At 66.6% G+C, this 17,084-nt stretch carries 15 protein-coding genes; 13 read left to right on the plus strand and 2 right to left on the minus strand.

Features of this window, described 5'->3' with window-relative positions:
- Nucleotides 1–41: 41 nt before the first annotated feature.
- Nucleotides 42–947, plus strand: a complete 906-nt coding sequence (locus TSB10P1A_RS03680) for a LysR family transcriptional regulator (protein ID WP_186386546.1) — start codon at nt 42–44, stop codon at nt 945–947.
- Between the two features lie 46 nt (nt 948–993).
- Here the strand turns inward: TSB10P1A_RS03680 and TSB10P1A_RS03685 are convergent, their stop codons facing one another.
- Both TSB10P1A_RS03685 and TSB10P1A_RS03690 read right to left on the minus strand, forming a co-directional pair.
- The gene (locus TSB10P1A_RS03685; RefSeq protein ID WP_186386547.1) at nt 994–3,402 is read right to left on the minus strand and encodes a YbcC family protein; all 2,409 of its coding nucleotides are present in this window, start codon (nt 3,400–3,402) and stop codon (nt 994–996) included.
- Between the two features lie 39 nt (nt 3,403–3,441).
- A complete protein-coding gene (locus tag TSB10P1A_RS03690; protein WP_186386548.1) occupies nt 3,442–4,995 on the minus strand; it encodes a proton-conducting transporter membrane subunit in 1,554 nt (517 codons plus the stop codon).
- A gap of 116 nt (nt 4,996–5,111) precedes the next feature.
- On the opposite strand from TSB10P1A_RS03690, the gene TSB10P1A_RS03695 reads away from it, so the two are divergent.
- The 12 genes from TSB10P1A_RS03695 (at nt 5,112) to TSB10P1A_RS03750 (ending at nt 16,942) form a co-directional block, all read left to right on the plus strand.
- Nucleotides 5,112–6,026, plus strand: a complete 915-nt coding sequence (locus tag TSB10P1A_RS03695; RefSeq protein ID WP_186386549.1) for a LysR family transcriptional regulator — start codon at nt 5,112–5,114, stop codon at nt 6,024–6,026.
- Between the two features lie 163 nt (nt 6,027–6,189).
- Nucleotides 6,190–6,705 carry an Lrp/AsnC family transcriptional regulator gene (locus TSB10P1A_RS03700; RefSeq protein ID WP_244292960.1) on the plus strand — a complete coding sequence of 172 codons (516 nt, stop codon included), beginning with the start codon at nt 6,190–6,192 and terminating at the stop codon, nt 6,703–6,705.
- Nucleotides 6,626–8,380: an aminotransferase class V-fold PLP-dependent enzyme gene (locus TSB10P1A_RS03705; RefSeq protein WP_186386550.1), complete on the plus strand. Its 1,755-nt coding sequence runs from the start codon at nt 6,626–6,628 to the stop codon at nt 8,378–8,380. Before TSB10P1A_RS03700 ends, TSB10P1A_RS03705 begins: the two co-directional genes overlap by 80 nt.
- On the plus strand, nt 8,377–9,846 hold the full coding sequence (locus TSB10P1A_RS03710) for an NAD(P)-binding domain-containing protein (protein WP_186386551.1): 1,470 nt from the start codon (nt 8,377–8,379) through the stop codon (nt 9,844–9,846). Before TSB10P1A_RS03705 ends, TSB10P1A_RS03710 begins: the two co-directional genes overlap by 4 nt.
- Complete coding sequence (locus TSB10P1A_RS03715) at nt 9,843–10,328, plus strand: CMD domain-containing protein (RefSeq protein ID WP_186386552.1); 486 nt, start codon at nt 9,843–9,845, stop codon at nt 10,326–10,328. Before TSB10P1A_RS03710 ends, TSB10P1A_RS03715 begins: the two co-directional genes overlap by 4 nt.
- Nucleotides 10,325–10,903, plus strand: a complete 579-nt coding sequence (locus tag TSB10P1A_RS03720; RefSeq protein ID WP_186386553.1) for a peroxidase-related enzyme — start codon at nt 10,325–10,327, stop codon at nt 10,901–10,903. Before TSB10P1A_RS03715 ends, TSB10P1A_RS03720 begins: the two co-directional genes overlap by 4 nt.
- A 55-nt stretch (nt 10,904–10,958) precedes the next feature.
- The gene (locus tag TSB10P1A_RS03725; protein WP_186386554.1) at nt 10,959–11,936 is read left to right on the plus strand and encodes a TRAP transporter substrate-binding protein; all 978 of its coding nucleotides are present in this window, start codon (nt 10,959–10,961) and stop codon (nt 11,934–11,936) included.
- 84 nt (nt 11,937–12,020) lie between these two features.
- Complete coding sequence (locus tag TSB10P1A_RS03730) at nt 12,021–12,488, plus strand: TRAP transporter small permease (protein WP_208984833.1); 468 nt, start codon at nt 12,021–12,023, stop codon at nt 12,486–12,488.
- A 1-nt stretch (nt 12,489) separates the two neighbouring features.
- Nucleotides 12,490–13,785: a TRAP transporter large permease gene (locus tag TSB10P1A_RS03735; RefSeq protein WP_186386556.1), complete on the plus strand. Its 1,296-nt coding sequence runs from the start codon at nt 12,490–12,492 to the stop codon at nt 13,783–13,785.
- A gap of 112 nt (nt 13,786–13,897) precedes the next feature.
- Nucleotides 13,898–15,196, plus strand: a complete 1,299-nt coding sequence (locus tag TSB10P1A_RS03740) for an FAD-binding oxidoreductase (protein ID WP_186386557.1) — start codon at nt 13,898–13,900, stop codon at nt 15,194–15,196.
- 34 nt (nt 15,197–15,230) lie between these two features.
- Nucleotides 15,231–15,740 (plus strand): L-2-amino-thiazoline-4-carboxylic acid hydrolase, encoded by a 510-nt coding sequence (locus tag TSB10P1A_RS03745; RefSeq protein ID WP_186386558.1) that lies wholly within the window; start codon nt 15,231–15,233, stop codon nt 15,738–15,740.
- Nucleotides 15,741–15,817: 77 nt separating this feature from the next.
- On the plus strand, nt 15,818–16,942 hold the full coding sequence (locus TSB10P1A_RS03750) for an ABC transporter substrate-binding protein (RefSeq protein WP_186386559.1): 1,125 nt from the start codon (nt 15,818–15,820) through the stop codon (nt 16,940–16,942).
- Nucleotides 16,943–17,084 lie beyond the last annotated feature (142 nt).

Consider the following 17,084-nt stretch of genomic DNA (forward strand, 5'->3'; position numbering starts at 1 on the left):
AAGGCAAATACCGTTTTCTTCCACGCTTATGCGGAAATGTTATGAGCTCCCCCCTGTCGCAACGCTCCCTGGAAGCCTTCCGCTGCGTGATGCGGGCGGGCACCGTCTCCGCCGCCGCCGACGAGATGGCGATCTCGCAGCCCGCCGTCAGCCGGCTGATCCGCGACCTGGAGGAGCGGCTGCAACTGCCGCTGTTCAGCCGCAGGGGCGGGCGCGTCGTCGCCACCCGCGAGGCGCACGAACTGTGGACGGAAGTCGAGCGCAGCTTCGTCGGCCTGGGGCAGATCGAGCGGGCGGCGACGCAGATCCGCCAGGGCTACCGGGCGACGCTGACCATCGCCGCCGCCCCGGCGATCGCCCAGTCGGCGCTGCCCGGCGTGATCGCGCTGCTGTCGCAGGAGCGGCCCGAGTTTCGCGGCGAGTTCCTGGCGATGACGACGCTGCCGGTGGTGCGGCAGGTGGCGCTGCGCCAGTGCCAGGTCGGCTTCGGCATCCCCACGCGCCACAAGCACGAGGTCGATGTGATCGGCACCGGCTCGGTGCCGTTCCGCTTCATCGCCCCGCCCGGCCACCCGCTCGGCGCGCGGGACGTCATCCGCGAGGAGGACCTTGCCGGCGTCGACTTCGTCGGCTTCGTGGACTCCACCATGTCGGGCCGTGCCTTCGACCGGCTGTTCGCCAAGATGCGCCGGCCGCCGGTGCAGAAGCTGAAATCCTACCTGTCGCATATCGTCTCGGCCCTGGTGATGCGCGGGCTCGGCGTCGGCATCGTCGATGCCTTCACCGCCCGCGATCACATGCGCATGGGCGGGGTGATGCGCCCGGTCGAGATCGTCGACCGCTTCGAATATTCGATCATCAAGCCGCATGGCGACAAGCTCGGCCCCGAGGCGCTGGCGCTGGTCGACGGGTTCGAGCGTTACGTGCGCGATTATCAGGATGATTGACGAGTGACGCGGCTTCACGCCGCGTAGGCAAGGGGAGTGACGGGCCTCACGCCGCGTCGCGCCGCTCGCCCGCGACCTCCTGCCAGGCAAGGCCGGGCCGGTAGCGCGTCGCGACCTTGCCGTCTTCCAGCAGCAGCAGGTGCATCCAGCCCCTGTCGAACAGGGCGCGCAAATCCTCGTGCCGGGCAAGGACGTCGTGCACCGCCGCGCGCGGGGCCTCGACCAGCACCGACAGCCGCAGCGGCTCGTGCATCAGCCGGGCACCGTCGCTGACCGCCTGCCAGGGCAGGCCGGCGCGCAGCCGCCCGCCATTGCCCTCGACGACGCCGATGCCGCCGACGACATTGTGCAGCAGCTTGTTGCCGCTGCCGAACAGGTCGGGCGCCACGGTCGAGCCGTAATATTGCAGCGAGATCCAGCTCGCCACGACCACCGGCGCGGTGAGGATCAACTCCAGCACCTGCATGCCCTCGTCCGCCCGCCAGTCATAGGAATGCAGGAAGGCGCGCCCGCCAAGGTCGACGCCGGCGGTGACGCCGCGCGGCGCGGCGATGAAGGCGGAGCAGCCGGCAAGCCCCCATTCGGGCCGGGTCTCGGCCCAGTTGCGCGCCCGCAAGGCCAGCCGGTCGTGGCTGGCGCCCGGCAGCCGGGCGGCCCGCTCGATCCGCGCAAGCCGCCCCGCCTCGGCGAGTTTTTCCCGCGCGAAGGCGAGATCGTCGGCGTGCTCGCCGGACGGTGCGTCCTCGGCAAAGAGCGTCACCTGGTCGGTGGTGGTGTCGTGCAGGCCGGCGACGAACAGCGTGTCGTCGGCGATCGCAAGGCCCCTCTCGGCAAGGCCGGTGCGGGTCTCAGTATCGTTGAGAAGCTGCGCCAGCAGCCGCGCCGAGACTTCGCCGGTGTGGCCGCCGCAGGCACCGCAATGATAGGCGCTCTCCTGCGGGTTGTTGGTGGTGCTGGCACCATGGCCGAGCAGCAGCACCAGCCGGGCGTGGCCCTGCGTCATCGACATCGCCTTCAGCACGGTCGCCGCCGTCTCGGCCTTTTGCCGGGCGGTGAGCGCCGGGTCGAGCCGCGGCGCGCAGCCGTGATGGTCATGATGGTCATGGTGATGGGTGGGCGCCAGCGCCAGCGCGTCGCGCACGAGCTTTGCCGCATAGAGCGGGCCGGCGGCCTCCACAAAGGCGAAGGAGGAGACGGCGGCCTGCCGGAACCGGTTCCACGCCCGCCGCGCCCGAGCCTTGATCCGCCCTTCCGTTTCCGCCTGCGGCGGAAGCTGGGCGGTGGAGGTCATGCCGGGCGTCAGCAGCACGGGAAGATGCGCCTCGCTCTCCACCGAGCCATGCGGATGGTGGGCGACCGGCAGGCCGAAGAAGCCGGCAAAGCCGAGCGTGTCGATGCCGGCATCGAGGCTTTCCAAGGCCCGCCGGAACACTTCCGAGCGCACGTCGATGCAGAACGCCGCCTGAAGGGCCGGGCGACCGTCGGTCGTCGCTATCGCAGGCGCCTGGAGACGGACGGAAAGCCGCCGCTGGAACGAGCGCTCGGCCGCCTCCTGCAGGATGGCGTCGGCGATCTGGTCGGCGGTGGGTTCGGGCACCTCGGCATGGGCGGCGAGCACGCCCTGCCAGTCCTGCGCCACGGCCTCGCCGAAACTGAGGAACAGCGCCTCCTCGAAGACCAGCCGGATGGCGAGAAGGTCGGTGAGCGTGGCGTCGCTGGCGCCCGCAAGCTCCGCCTGCCACAGCAGGTAGCGGGCATGCTGGGCCCAGCCGCCGAGATCGACCAGCAGCCGGTGGAACAGGGTTTCGGCCGCGGCACCCGTCACACCGAGCGTCGTTGCCGCGCGCAGGATCGCCCGCTCCGGCGTGTCGGGACAGGCGGCGACATGCCGGCAGAAGCCGGCAAGGCCGGCAAGCTCCGGCGTCAGATCATGCTGCGCCCACTCCCGCCAGGCGGCGAAGGCGGAGCGGCCCGGCGCCGGCGTCCACAGCGCCTGGCCCCGGTCGAAATGGCCGGCCGCCCATAGCCCGGTGGTGCGGGCGACGATCTCCGGCCAGTCGGTGCCGGCCGCGCGCGCGGCAAGATCGGCGAGCGTCGGCAGCGGCGCGGGGGCGGCAGCGGGTTGCGCAAGCTGCGCCCGCAACGCCTCGACATCCGCCGGCTTGCCGGAAAAGGGCGCGGCGTCGAGCGCGTCCTTGAGGTCCTGATCGGAAATCTCGCCAGAGGCCAGCGCATCGGCATGCAGACTGCGCGCGGGCACGATGTCGCTGCCGGCGACCCGGGCAAGGCGCGCGGCGGCGGTGGCCATGTCCTCGCCGGTCTGGCCGAGGAACGGGTTGACGGCGACGGTCGCCTGCAGCGGGAAGGCCGGCGGCACCCGCTGGGCGGCGCGGTTGGCGGCCGCGAGCAGGGCGGTGACCTGCGGGATGGCAAGGGAAGTCGGAGGCGTGAGCATCGGGGTGGTCCTGCGGATTGCTGGGCTGATTGGGGCGGATCAGGTCGAGGAGGGCGTCCGGAAGCCGCCGATCAGGCGGTCGACCGTTGCATTGACATAGAAGCCGTTGGCGAAGTGGACCCGCAGGCCCGCCGTCGCCGGGTGGTGCGCCCAATGCGGGAACAGCGCCTGGGCGATGGCGACGCCGCCGAAGGAGGCGAGCGCCAGGACGATCAGCGCCCATTCCAGCGGGCCGGCCTGCGGCGGGGCGGGCAACTCGCTGCCCACGACCAGCCCGGCCAGCACATGGAAGCCGAAATAGCCGATGGCGGCCGCGACCGAGGCTGTCGCCGTCTTGCGGGTGAGGGCGGCGGGGGCGGCATCGGCCAGTCCCTGCGCCACCAGATAGGCGACGCCGAAGATCAGGATCGCGCCGAGCGCCAGCGCCTGGGTCGACTTCTCCAGCGGCAGCAGCGAGAAGGCACCGGCGACGGTTGCATAAAGAGCGAGCGCGAGCAGGAAGGCCCGCGCCACCGCGGCAAGGCCGGGCGCGGCGACCGGCCCCGGCCGCCGCGTCGCCGCTACGGCGCGCACGGCAGTGCCCGAGGAGAGGAAGGCATGCGCCTTGTAGAGCGAGTGGGCGACGATGTGCAGCAGGGCGAGCGGCCACAGGCCGAGGCCGCATTGCAGCAGCATGAAACCCATCTGCGCGACCGTCGACCAGGCGAGCGCCGTCTTCACCGCGCTCTGGGTCAGCATGACCAGCGCGCCGAACAGGGCCGAGAAGCCGCCGAGCATGACCAGCAGCGTCATCGCCGCGGGGCTTGCCTGCACCGGCTCGGCAAGGCGGATCAGCAGCAGGCCGCCGGCATTGATGATGCCCGCATGCAGCAGCGCCGAGACCGGGGTCGGGGCCTCCATCACCTCCGTCAGCCAGCCGTGCAGGGGAAAGGCCGCCGTCTTCAGCAGCGCGGCAAGGACGACCAGCAGCACGGCGATGTCGGCGGCAGGCGGCATGTCGCCGCCCCGGGCGGCCTCACTGATGCCGGCGAGCGACAGCGTGCCGAAGGCGGCCCAGAAGCCGAGCGCGGCAAGGAGGAGCGCGATGTCGCCGGCGGTCCAGGCGAGGGTGAACTTGGCCGCGGCCCGCCGGGCCTGCGGCCGCTCGCGGTAGAACAGCAGCAGGTGCCGCAGCAAGGCGCCGACAAGGGTAAAGCTGAGGATCAGCACCGGCAGGGTGGCGGCCTGCACCAGCACCAGAACGGCGGCGATGGCGGCGAGCAGCAGGCCGTGGAAGGCGCCTTCCCGCGCCTCGCCGTCGAGATAGCTGCGCGAGAAGCGCAAGACCACCCAGCCGACGAAGGCGACCAGCACCGACATCACCGCCGACACCGTGTCGAGGCCAAGCGCCGGGGCGAGAGGACCGCTACCGATGCCGAGCGTCGCCGGGCCGCTGAGCGCCAGCCAGACGCCGCCGGCAAGGGCAAGGGCGAGGGCGACGAGCGCCGCGCCCTCCGCCAGTGCCGGAAACGCGCCGGGGCGACGGCCGGGACGGGCGAGAGCGAAGGCGGCAAGGATCAGCAGCGGCAGGGGCGCGAGCGCGGTGGGGAACATCGGGGATCTCCGGACAGCAAGGACGGGGCCGGAGATAGCGCTTGCCAATGTTCAAGAAAATTACATATTTAAGCGGATATCATTCTGTTTGATAGAACGATCCGTGGGAGAGGACGATGCCGGCGCTCAACCTCCATCACCTGCGCCTGTTCAGCGCGGTGGCCGAGGACGGGACGCTGACCGGCGCCGCGCGCCGGCTCAACCTGTCGGCCTCGGCGCTGTCGGCGCAGGTCAAGGCGCTGGAGGGGGCGCTGGGGCACGATCTCTTCGAGCGGCGCGGCCGCGGGCTGGTGCTGACCGAGGCCGGGCGCATCGCGCTCGACCATGCGCAGGCGATCTTTCGCACCGCCGAGGACCTGTCGGCGACGCTGAAGGGCGGCGGGCAGAAGCCGCGCGCCCTGCGGGTCGGCGCGCTCAGCACCCTGTCGCGCAACCTGCAGATCGCGTTTCTGATGCCGGTCATCGGCAAGCCGGATGTCGACGTGGTGGTGCGCTCGGGCAGCCAGACGGAACTGCTGGCCGGGCTGGAAACGCTGGCGCTGGACGTGGTGCTGACCAATGTCGCGCCGGCGCGCGACGAGGCCCGCCGCTATCTCGTCCACCGCATCGCCGAGCAGGCGGCGAGCCTGATCGGCACGCCGGCACGGGCCGGGCGCGACCGGCCGCTGGTCGACCTGCTGGCGCACGAACCTTTGGTGCTGCCGACGCGCGAGACGGCGATCCGCGCCGCTTTCGACGTGCTGGCCGCGCGGCTCGGCGTCGTCCCGCGCATCGCCGCGGAGGTCGACGACATGACGATGATCCGCCTGCTGGCCCGCGAGGACGCGGGGCTCGCCGTCATTCCGCCGATCGTGGTGCGGGACGAACTGGCGAACGGCGTGCTGGTCGAGGCCGGCCCGCTGCCGGGCATCACCGAGGTGTTCCTGGCGGTGACGGTGGAGCGCCGCTTTCCCAATCCGCTGCTGGCGGGCCTTTTGTTCCGCACGCCCGAGGGGGTGCCGGCAAGGTCCGCGGAGGGAGCAGCGACATGATCGGCATGCAAACGCGCTAAACGCGAAAGACAATCCCGCCGAACGCGCAAGAGTTGAAATGGTTGCACTCAATTTGTGCAGGCACTGCCTACCCGCTTTTTTCGACGGCTTCGGAGTTTAGAAAGCTCATTCTCTGGTGGACTTCGAGAACGGATTTCTTAGGATGAATATCCTAACAAAAACTCCAGAGGTAGAACGAAAGATGCAAATTGATGAGTTTGACAGAAAAATACTTTCTGTAATTCAAGATGATGCTAGCCTATCTATAGCTCAGGTTTCTGAGAGGGTAGGTCTCTCGACAACGCCATGTTGGCGCCGCCTCCAGAAGCTCGAGCGAGAGGGGTATATCGACGGTCGCGTAACGCTTTTGAATCAAAGCAAAATCGGCCTCGAGCTCACGGTTTTCGTGATGATACGGACCAGCCAGCATAACACAGCCTGGCTGGAGAAGTTCAATAGCGTCGTGAGTTTATTCCCGGAAATCGTGGAAGTGAACCGATTGGCGGGCGAGTATGACTATCTCTTGAAGGTTATCACCAAGAGCAATTCGTCCTACGACGCCTTCTACAAGAAGTTCATCAATCTCATCGAGCTCAATGATGTCACATCCTGTTTCTCAATGGAACAAATCAAGCGAAGTACAAGGCTGCCACTCGACGCTGCCGGCGGCGGACGCTGACGCGCTGATCGCGCGGATCCGCGCCAGCGTCATCGGTGAGGGACGGCCGATCGAAACCCCCTTCGGCCTGCGCCCGCTGGTCTATGCGGACTATGTCGCCTCCGGGCGCGGACTGTCCTTCCTCGAGGACCTGATCCGCGACCAGGTGCTGCCCGACTACGGCAACACCCATACGGAGACCTCGCACACCGGGCGGCGGACGACGGTGCTGCGCGAGACCGCCCGCGAGACCATCCGCAAGGCGCTCGGCGCCGATGAGCGCCATGCGGTGATCTTCACCGGTTCGGGCGCGACCTCGGCCGTCAACAAGCTGGTGCGGGCGATGCAGTTGCAGGGACGGCTGCCGCGGCGGGCGAGCCTTGCCGAGATGACCGAGGCCGAGCGGCCGGTGGTCTTCGTCGGTCCCTACGAGCACCATTCCAACGACCTGCCCTGGCGCGAGACCGGCGCCCGCATCCGCCGCATTCCGCTGAACGCGGCCGGCGGCATCTGCCTCGACACGCTGGCGCGCGAGCTCGCCGCCGTGCCGGCCGGGGTGCCGCGCCTCGGCGTCTTCTCCGCCGCCTCCAACGTCACCGGCATCAAGACCGACGTGCGGGCGATCGCGAAGCTGCTGCATGCCCATGACGCCATGGTCTTCTGCGACTACGCGGCCGGCGCCCCCTACATGCCGATCGCCATCGGCGAGACGGCGCCGGGCGCGAACGACCATATCGACGCGCTGGTCCTGTCGCCGCACAAGTTCGTCGGCGGGCCGGGCGCCTCGGGCCTGCTGGTCTGCGACAAGGCGATCTTCGAGGGCATCGAGCCGACCACCACCGGCGGCGGCACGGTCAGCTACGTGACAGCCGAGGGCCATTGCTACGTGACCAGCGTCGAGCGGCGCGAGGAGGCGGGCACGCCCAACATCGTCGGCGACATCAAGACCGGCCTGGTGCTGGAGCTGCAGGCGCGGGTCGGCGCCCGCGAGATCGAGCGCCGCGAGACGGAGATGGTGGCGCGCGCCATGCGCGCCTGGGCGCAGGAGCCGAATATCGAGCTGCTGGGTCCGCTCAACGCCGAACGCATCGGCGTCTTCGCGCTCAACATCCGCTGCGGCGCCAAGAAGCTGCATTACGGCCTCGTCGTCGCCCTGCTCAACGACCTGTTCGGCATCCAGGCGCGCGGCGGCTGTTCCTGCGCCGGCCCCTATGGCCACGACCTGCTCGGCATCGACGGGGCGGACGCCCTGCGCCACCAGCAGGAGGTGCACAGCGGCCGCAGCGTGCTGCGGCCGGGCTGGGTGCGGCTCGGCTTCAACTATTTCTTCGACGAGCGGACGACGGACTACCTCATCGAGGCGGTGCGCTTCGTCGCCGCCCATGGCGCCGCCTTCATGTCGCTCTACAAGGTCAATCCGAGCACCGGCGTGTGGTCGGTGGCGAGCGGCGCGGCGCCGGCGGCGCGGCCCGCCTCGCTGTTCGAGGCGCTTGACGGTGCGACGCCGCCGGCCGGCACCGAGGTGCCCGACTTCGCCGAGTGCCTTGCGATCGCGCAAGACATCGCGCAGAAGGCCAGCGCCACATACCCGTGCAATCCAGCGATATCGATGCCCGAACAGGAGGATATTCGCTGGTTCTGGTTGCCCCACGAGGCAGCCGAGGCCGCACGTTCCGAGAATGAGGATCGCCTATGATTGACGCATCGCCATCCGCGCAGGGGCTTGAGCAGCTTGAGGCTCGCATCAAGTTCGAGCTTAGCTGCCTGAACCTGCCCGCAGCCAACTGGGTGCCCGAACAGGTCGCTCCGGACGGCGAGCAGGTCCATGATGTCGTGATCATCGGCGGTGGCATGTGCGGGCTTGTCGCGGCCTTCGCTCTGAGGTCGGGCGGCATCCGCAATCTCCGCATCCTTGACCGCAACCCTGCCGGTTACGAAGGCCCTTGGCTTACCTATGCCCGCATGGAGACCCTGCGCTCGCCCAAGACGCTGCCTGGCCCGGCTTTTGGCATGGGGTCCTTGACCTTCCGGGCGTGGTTCCAGGCCCAGTTTGGGTTCAGTGCCTGGGAAGATCTGGACAAGATCCCTCGCCCCATGTGGATGGACTACCTGAAGTGGTATCGGGAGGTTCTCGACATCCCTGTCGAAAACGGGATCGAGGTCACTCGGATCGCACCCGAAGGCCGCTATCTGCGGCTTGCGCTTCGGGGCGCGGGGCAGCCGTCGATCCTGACCCGCAGGGTGGTGATGGCAACCGGGCGCGATGGGACCGGCGGGCCGAATATTCCCGCATTTGTCGAGGGCCTGCCGCGCAGTCTCTGGGCGCATTCGGCCGACCACATTGATTTCGCGGCGCTCAAGGGCAAGCGCGTGGCTGTTGTCGGAATCGGGGCATCCGCTGTCGACAACGCGGCCGAGGCGCTCGAGCACGGGGCGGCCGAAGTCCGCCATCTGATCCGGCGATCGCAAATGCCGGTTGTGAACAAGATGATGGGCATTGGCTCCTATGGCTTCACGCAGGGCTACTGCCAAATGTCGGACGACTGGCGCTGGCAGTTCATGCGCTACTCCTTCGTCACCCAGACGCCGTCTCCGCGCGGCTCGACACTGCGCGTCAGCCGCCACCCGAACGCCTTTTTCCATTTTGGTGCCGGCGTTGAGAGCGCCCGCGTCGAACAGGGGCAATTGCTGGTCGAGACCGCCAAGGGAACGCTGGAAACCGATTTCCTGATCCTCGGGACGGGATTCCGGATCGAGCCCGATGCTCGGCCCGAACTGGCCGAACACAGCGACCAGATCCTGCTGTGGAGGGACTGCTATACCCCTCCGCCAGGTCTGGAACATGCCGAACTGGGGAATTTCCCCTATGTCGGGCGTGACTTCGCGTTTCGCCCCAAGGACCCGGTCAAGTCGTCATGGCTGCGGCAGGTCCATTGCTTCAACTACGGCGCGACGCTGAGTCTGGGCAAGGTGAGCGGCGATATTCCCGGCATCAGCGAAGGGGCGCGATGGCTCGCGGAAGCGATCGCGGCAGCGCTTTATACCGAGGATGTCGATCACCACTGGTCGGCGCTGGAGGCTTATGACCAACCCGAGTTGCTGGGCGACGAATGGCGTCAGTCCCCATGGCCGGAAAACCGTCAGGTGGAGGTGGAGGTATGAGCGATCATATCCTGGAGCGCGCCGCGGGAGTGGCGCAGGCTGGAGGAGAGCTTGGGGCCGCGTTGGCCACCCGGGCGCGGCTGATGGACCTGACTCAAGGGTCGCATGATGCGGCGCTGCTGCCGAAGACCCCCGGCGGACTTGCGCACGGGCTTCGCGCCCATCTGGCCGCGCGCATGTCGCGCATCTGCTCGGACGATGCGCTGGCGCATCACTATGATCGGCTTGGCGAGGTTTCGCCTGATCTGGCCGACCTGGCGCGGCCGGGCCATCAGCCGGAAGCCCCGCGCCTGGCCGCACTGGTGGCATATGTGGACAAGATGACCCTTCATCCCAAGGAAGCCACGGCTCAAGACATCGATATCCTGCGCGATGCAGGTGTTGCAGAGGATGACATCGTTCGTCTGGCCGGCCTGGTGGCTTTCGTGAACTATCAGATCCGGGTGGCAAAGGTCTTGCGCGTCATGGAGGGGCAGTCATGAGCCGGGTAATCACGAAATTCACGACCCGTGTTCCTCATTGGCGTCCCCATGTCACACCGGTCGATCTGGATCACGCGAGCGACGAACAGCGCGAGGCGCTGAGGGAAACGCCGTCGAACACCAAGATTTCCGAGTATGTCCTGGTTCTGGCCCATGATCCCCAGGCGCTGACCCTGCGCACGCCGCTGTTCAACGGCATCATGTATGACCCGGGCGGTCTGTCCCGTGCCGAGCGGGAACTGGGCGCGGTGGCGGCGTCCTTCGTCAATCGCTGCATCTATTGTGCGGCGGTTCATGCCAGTCGCTACAATCAGATCACCAAAGACAGCAGCGTCATGCAAAAGGTGTTCCTGGATGGCGAGAAGGCAGACATCGACCCCCGTGCCAAGGCCATTCTGAGCTTCGGGGTCAAACTGTCGCTATGTCCGCCCGAGATCACAGCCGAGGATGTGGACGCCCTGCGCGCGGTCGGACTGGACAGCCAGGAGATTCTGGACCTGACGCTTTCGACGGCGCTTTTTGGCTGGGCCAATCGCCTCATGCATACTTTGGGTGAGCCTGTAGAGAAGTCCTGACGGTCAGGACCAATCCGGGGGAGGAGACCCCCGGCGCTTAAGAGGAGACGGTTATATGACTCGCACATTCAGGATATTGGCGGTGGCAGCAGTGACGGGCCTGGCCTCCGCAATGCCTGCGGCAGCCCAGACGCTGCGTCTGGCCACAGTTGTGTCTGCGCCGCATCCCTGGGTGGATGCTGCCGAGGTGTTCAAGACCGAGGTCGAGGCGAAAACGGGTCTGACCGTCGAGATTTTCCCCGGTGGCCAGCTCGGGAACGACCAGACCGTGGTCGATGAGATGCGCATCGGAACGGTCGATGTGATGATCGGCGGCGTCCAGAATATCTCGCCCTTCGTCAAGAAATTCGAGTTCTTCAGCCTCAACTATCTTTTTGGCGGAATGGACAGTTTCCGCGCGGCGACGGATCCGCAAGGCGAGATCTTCGCCCATTTCAAGCAGGAAGTGGCCGATGCCGGAGTGGGGCTGAACTTGCTGGCGCTGACCGGCGGCGGCACGCGCAATCTGTCGACGTCGTCGGGACCCGTCACCAAACCGGAGGACCTGCAAGGCACGCGCATGCGCGTGACGGGCTCGGCCCTGGACGGCGAGACCTGGCAGACCTTCGGGGCCCTGACCACCTCGCTGCCCTGGACCGAGGTCTATACGGGGGTGCAGACCGGCGTTGTCGGTGCGTTTGAAAGCACGATCAGCGGGTTTTACGGCGCGCGTCTGTATGAAGTGGCGAAATACCACAACAAGACCGAGCACCAGATCATGATGAGCCATATTTCCATCAGCGAGCTGACATGGGGCAAGCTCTCGGAAGAAGAGCGGGCGGTCATCGAAAGTGCAGCCATCGCGGCAGCGGCCCATGGGACCGACATGGGCGAGAAATATGACGCCGAGCTCATCAACCGGCTGGCCGAACAGGGTGTGACGGTCTCCGAGGTCGACAAGGATGCCTTCATCGCAAAGATCATCCCCTTGCACGAGACCTATGCCGACCGCCTTGGGGCGAGGGACTTGTTGGAGATTATCCGCGGGCTGTAGTCGGCAACCGGCCACGGACCTTGTCCGTGGCCATTTTTCAATGAGGGGATGATGCGTACTCTAAATACCCTTCTTGAAAGGGTGATGATCTTTGTTGCCAACTGCCTGTTCGCGATTTTCATATCCGCGATCCTGTATCAGGTTGTGGCCCGCAACTATCTGATGATCTCGGTCAACTGGACGGATGAAGTCGCGCTGTTCTGTTTTGTCTGGTCGGTGTTCTTCGGTGCGGCCGTGGCGTTTCGTCGTGGGGTGCATTATGTGGTCGAAATTCTTCCGCACCGGTTCATTACGCTGAACAACATCCTGCGCCTGTTCGGGTCGCTGGCTTGCCTTCCGGTGATTTACGTCCTCGTCGTCCATGGGCAGATTTTCGCCGAGATGGGCTGGCGGAGAAGCTCTGTCGCGCTGCAAATGCCGATGGTCTACGCCTTTGCCGCCATCCCGATTTCGGGCGTAGCCATGGCGCTGTTTGCGATCGAGGTCATTCGTGACGACTTTCGTCGTCTGCGAACCCGCACGCCCGTCGGACGACAGCCTGAGGATTACTGACATGCCCCCCTTTCTCACGCTGATTCTCAGCTTCCTGGGTCTGATCGCGTTGCGCGTGCCGATTGCCTTCGCCATTGGCCTGGCGTCGATCATCACGATCTGGCAGCTCGGTATCCCGCTGACCTCCGTCATCAACCAGATGTTCGCCAGTATCAATTCGTTTCCGCTGCTGGCGGTTCCGTTCTTCCTCCTGCTTGGACGTTTGATGAACGACGGAGGAATTACCGATCGCTTGCTGAATTTCGCGGACGCGACTGTCGGACACATCCGGGGTGGGCTGGGGCATATAAACGTCATGGTATCGATGATGTTTGCCAGCCTGTCGGGGTCGGCCGCGGCCGATACAGCCAGTGTGGGAGGGGTGCTGATCCCGGCGATGAAGAAGGCGGGGTATCCGGCGCCGTTTTCCGTCGCGTTGACGGCGGCGTCCTCTGTATTGGGAGGGATAATACCGCCGTCCATCCTTATGGTGATCTATGGCGCGTTCGGGAACGTCTCCGTCGGCGCCCTCTTTCTGGGCGGTATTGTACCGGGAATTCTGGTGGGCCTGTCCCAAATGGGCTACACTTACGTTGTTGCAGGTAAGTTCGACGTAAAGCCAAAAGAAAAAGCCTCGTTCAAACGTGTTGTCGAGACCGGTCTGCATGCTGCGCCGCCGATGATCCTGCCGATCGTCGTCCTCGGTGGGATTATCATGGGCGTCTTCACCGCTACCGAAGCGGCGGCCATTGCCGTGGCGGTCGGGTTTTTGCTGTCAATGGGCTTTTATCGCGCCATCCGGATCAGAGACCTGCCCAAGATATTCTCGGATTCGGTCATCTCGTATTCGCTGCCCATGTTTGCGGTCGCGTCGGCGGGGATCATGGGGTGGTTGATTTCCTATCTGGGCATTGCGACCGATGCGGCCACGTTCATCCTCTCGGTGACGGATACGCGCATCGGGTTGATGCTGATGATCATGGGGTTCATGCTGATCATCGGGACGGTCCTGAGCCCGGTCACCGCCGCCATCATCTTTCTGCCCATCATCCAGAGCATCGGCAATGTCGGCGGAATAGATCAGGTGCATCTGGGTCTTATTGTCATCCTGTCGCTGACCCTCGGACTGATTACGCCGCCATACGGGATTTGCCTCCTGATTGCGACGCAGATCGGGAATGTCTCCAGCCTGCGCGCGTTCGTGGCAATCATGCCCTTGATAGGACTGGTCATGGCGATCATCGTATTGGGGATCGTGTTTCCAGGACTGTTCATGTATCTGCCTTGGACTTTCTTGCCCGATGCATTCCCCAAATAGGCCATCTGCTGTCCTGCAACCGCGATGGCGGCTCCTGCAGCGGCGACAATCCGGGGCAGGAGCTTCCATCCACGAACCTCCCTCCCGGGTCTCTTGAGAACGGACCAACCCCATGTTTTCCAGCAAGCAGATCTCGGCATCCCTGTGGGCGGACACGGCGCCGCCCAGGCCGCCGGCGCCCCCGGTCTCCGGCCGCATCGAGACCGATGTGGCGGTCATCGGCGGCGGCTTCTCGGGGCTTTCCACGGCCCTGCACCTGGCCCGCGCCGGGCACCGGGTCACGGTGCTGGAAGGCATGGAGGTCGGCTTCGGCGGATCGGGCCGCAACAACGGCCAGGTGATCCCGACGATGACGGCGGCCGAGCCGGATGCGATCGAGACGCGGTTCGGCGAGACCGGCGAGCGCTTCACCGCCCTGGTGCGCGACAGCGCCGCCTATCTGTTCGACACCGTCCGCGAGGAAGGCATCGACTGCGAGGCGGAGCAGACCGGCTGGTTCCAGCCGGCGCACCGGGAAAGCCGGCTGAAGCTGAGCCGTGCCCGTGTCGAGGCCTGGGCGAAGCGCGGCGCGCCGACCCGGCTGGTCGATGCGGCCGAATGCGCCAGCCTGCTCGGCTCGGGTCGCTGGTTCGGCGGCATGTACAACCCGACCGGCGGCCATATCAACCCGCTGGCGCTGGCCCGCGGCCTGGCGAGCGCCTGCGAGGCGAAGGGCGTCGCGATCCACGAGAAAAGCCCGGTCGAGGCGGTGGAGCGGCGCGACGGCCGCTGGCACCTGCGCACGCCCGCCGGCGAGGTCGTCGCCCGCGCGGTGATGCTGGCGAGCAATGCCTATACCGGCGTCCTGTCGTCGCGGCTGGCGCCGAGGGTCGCCCGCTCCGTCGTGCCGGTGCTGTCCTGGCAGATGGCGACGCGCCCGCTCACGGAGGCGCAGCGCCAGGTGGTGGTGCCGGGCCGCCAAGCGGTCTCCGACACCCACGGCGACCTGCATTTCTTCCGCTACGACAAGCGGAACCGCCTGGTGACCGGCGGCGCGCTGGCGCTCGGTCACAACGGCCCGGACCGGCTGCGCGAGCTCGTCGGCCGCCGGCTGCAGACGGCCTTCCCGGTGCTCGGCAAGCCGGAGTTCGACTTCGTCTGGAACGGCTATATCGGCATGACCGAGGACCGCTTCCCCTTCATCTGCCAGCTCGGTCCCGATTTCTGGTGCTGGGCCGGCTGCAACGGCCGCGGCGTCGCCCTGTCGATCTCGCTCGGCCGCGAATTCGCCGCGGCGATCGCCGGCACCCCGGTTGCCGATCTCGCCCTGCCGATGTCCGATCCCAAGCCAATCCCCCTGCACGGTCTGGTCACGACCTTCGCCCCGCCGGTGATGCTCCCGCTCTACCGGTGGCGCGACGGCCGCGACTGACCCAAGCAGGACAGCCAAGAGGACGATGCCCCACATGACCCAGCACACCACCAGCGAGCCGGTCGTCACGCTCGACATGCTGAAGGCCGCCTTCGCCATGCGCGCCAAGGCCTATGCGCATATGTTCGATGTCCTGCGCGAGGCCTATGGTGCCGAGCGCGCCGTCGAGCTGATCGCCGAATCCACCCGCCGCCTCGGCAAGGACATGGGCAAGAAATTCGCGCATCTGGGCCCGGGCGACCTGCCGGGCCTGAAGGACGCCTTCATCGGCGGCATCCCGTGCTCGGCCGAAATGTTCGCGCCCGAGATCAAGGCGTGCGACGACGAACGTCTGGAAATCCAGTTCCACCGCTGTCCGCTGAAGGACACGTGGACGGAGCAGGGCCGCAGCGAGGAAGACCTCGAGCTGCTCTGCAAGGCCGCCGGAGCCATCGACGGCGGCCTGTTCACCGAGGCCGGCTTTACCTTCAAGGGGGAAACCTGGACAAAGGGCAAGACCGGATGTTGCCTGCTGCGGGTCGAGCCCGGCGTCGGTGCAGGCTGAAACGACCGTCATCCCGGCCGCGGGGTGACCCCAACAAACAACAAGACAAGCTCTTCCAGATACAGGAGTAGATCACTATGACCATGTCTCGCAGGACCACTCTCGGACTGTTTGCCGGCGTTGCCGGCATGCTCGCCGTTCCGGCCGCCGCGCTCGCCGACGGCCCGGTCTATCTCGGCTACCAGTTGCCGCTGACCGGCAACACGGCGCAGTACGGCCAGGACTTCAAGACCGCCGCCGAGATCGCCCTCAAGGACTTCAACGCCTCCGGCAAGCTGAAGGTGCCGGTGGAGATCATCTTCGAGGACTCGCGCTCCGACGCGAAGGAAGGCGTCGCCATCGCCCGCAAGTTCGTCGACGACAAGCGCATCGTCGCCGCGCTCGGCGACTTCACCTCGACCGTGTCGATGGCCGCCGCCCAGGTCTACCAACGCGCCGGCATGGCCCAGCTCAGCCAGACCGCCTCGCACCCGGACTATGCCAAGATCTCCGAATGGCAGTTCCGCAACATCACCACCCAGGCCCAGGAAGGCGTCTACAACGCCGACTGGATGACCCAGAACGGCCTGAAGAAGATCGCGGTGATCGCCGAGCAGACCGACTGGGGCCAGTCGGTGGTCAAGGACTTCGCCGAGCAGGTCAAGGCGAATGGCGGCGAGGTGGTCTTCACCGAGTTCTTCAACCGCGGCCTGCCGGACTTCCGCTCGATCATCACCAAGATCGAGCGCGCCAAGCCGGACGCGATCTACACGGGCTTCTTCTATGAGGACGGCGCCCAGTTCCTCAAGCAGATGAAGCAGCTCAACGTCGAGACCCCGGTCTATTCGACCTCCGCCGCCTACAACCAGAAGCTCGTCGAGCTCGCCGGCCCGGCGGCCGAAGGCCTGTTCCTGACGGTCACCTTCCTGCCCAACAGCGAGAGCGAGAACGTCAAGACCTTCGTCGACGAGTGGAAGGCGGCGCGCGGCGGTGCCGAGCCCGGCCAGTTCCCGGCCCAGGCCTATGACGCGGTCAACATCATGCTGGAAGCGGTCGCCCGCGCCTATCCGGACGTCTCGCGCCAGAACGTCCGCGACGAGCTCGCCAAGACGACGGACTTCCCCGGCGTCACCGGCGTCACGTCCTTCGACGAGAACGGCGAGGCGCTGAAGCAGCTCACCAAGGCAACGGTGACCGACGGCCAGTTCGTCCCGGTCAAGTAACGCCGCGTTCCCCGCTCTCCGGCCGTAAGGCGCGGGGAGCGGGGCCGCAGCCGGGCTCCGCAGACCTGGCGCATGCCGAGGACCTGCCGCCGCCACGACCCGGTCTCCGGGCGGCGGGGACGGCTCCCCCTTGCGCCTGGTC

The organism is Stappia sp. TSB10P1A (assembly GCF_900185725.1).
Taxonomy (GTDB): domain Bacteria; phylum Pseudomonadota; class Alphaproteobacteria; order Rhizobiales; family Stappiaceae; genus Stappia.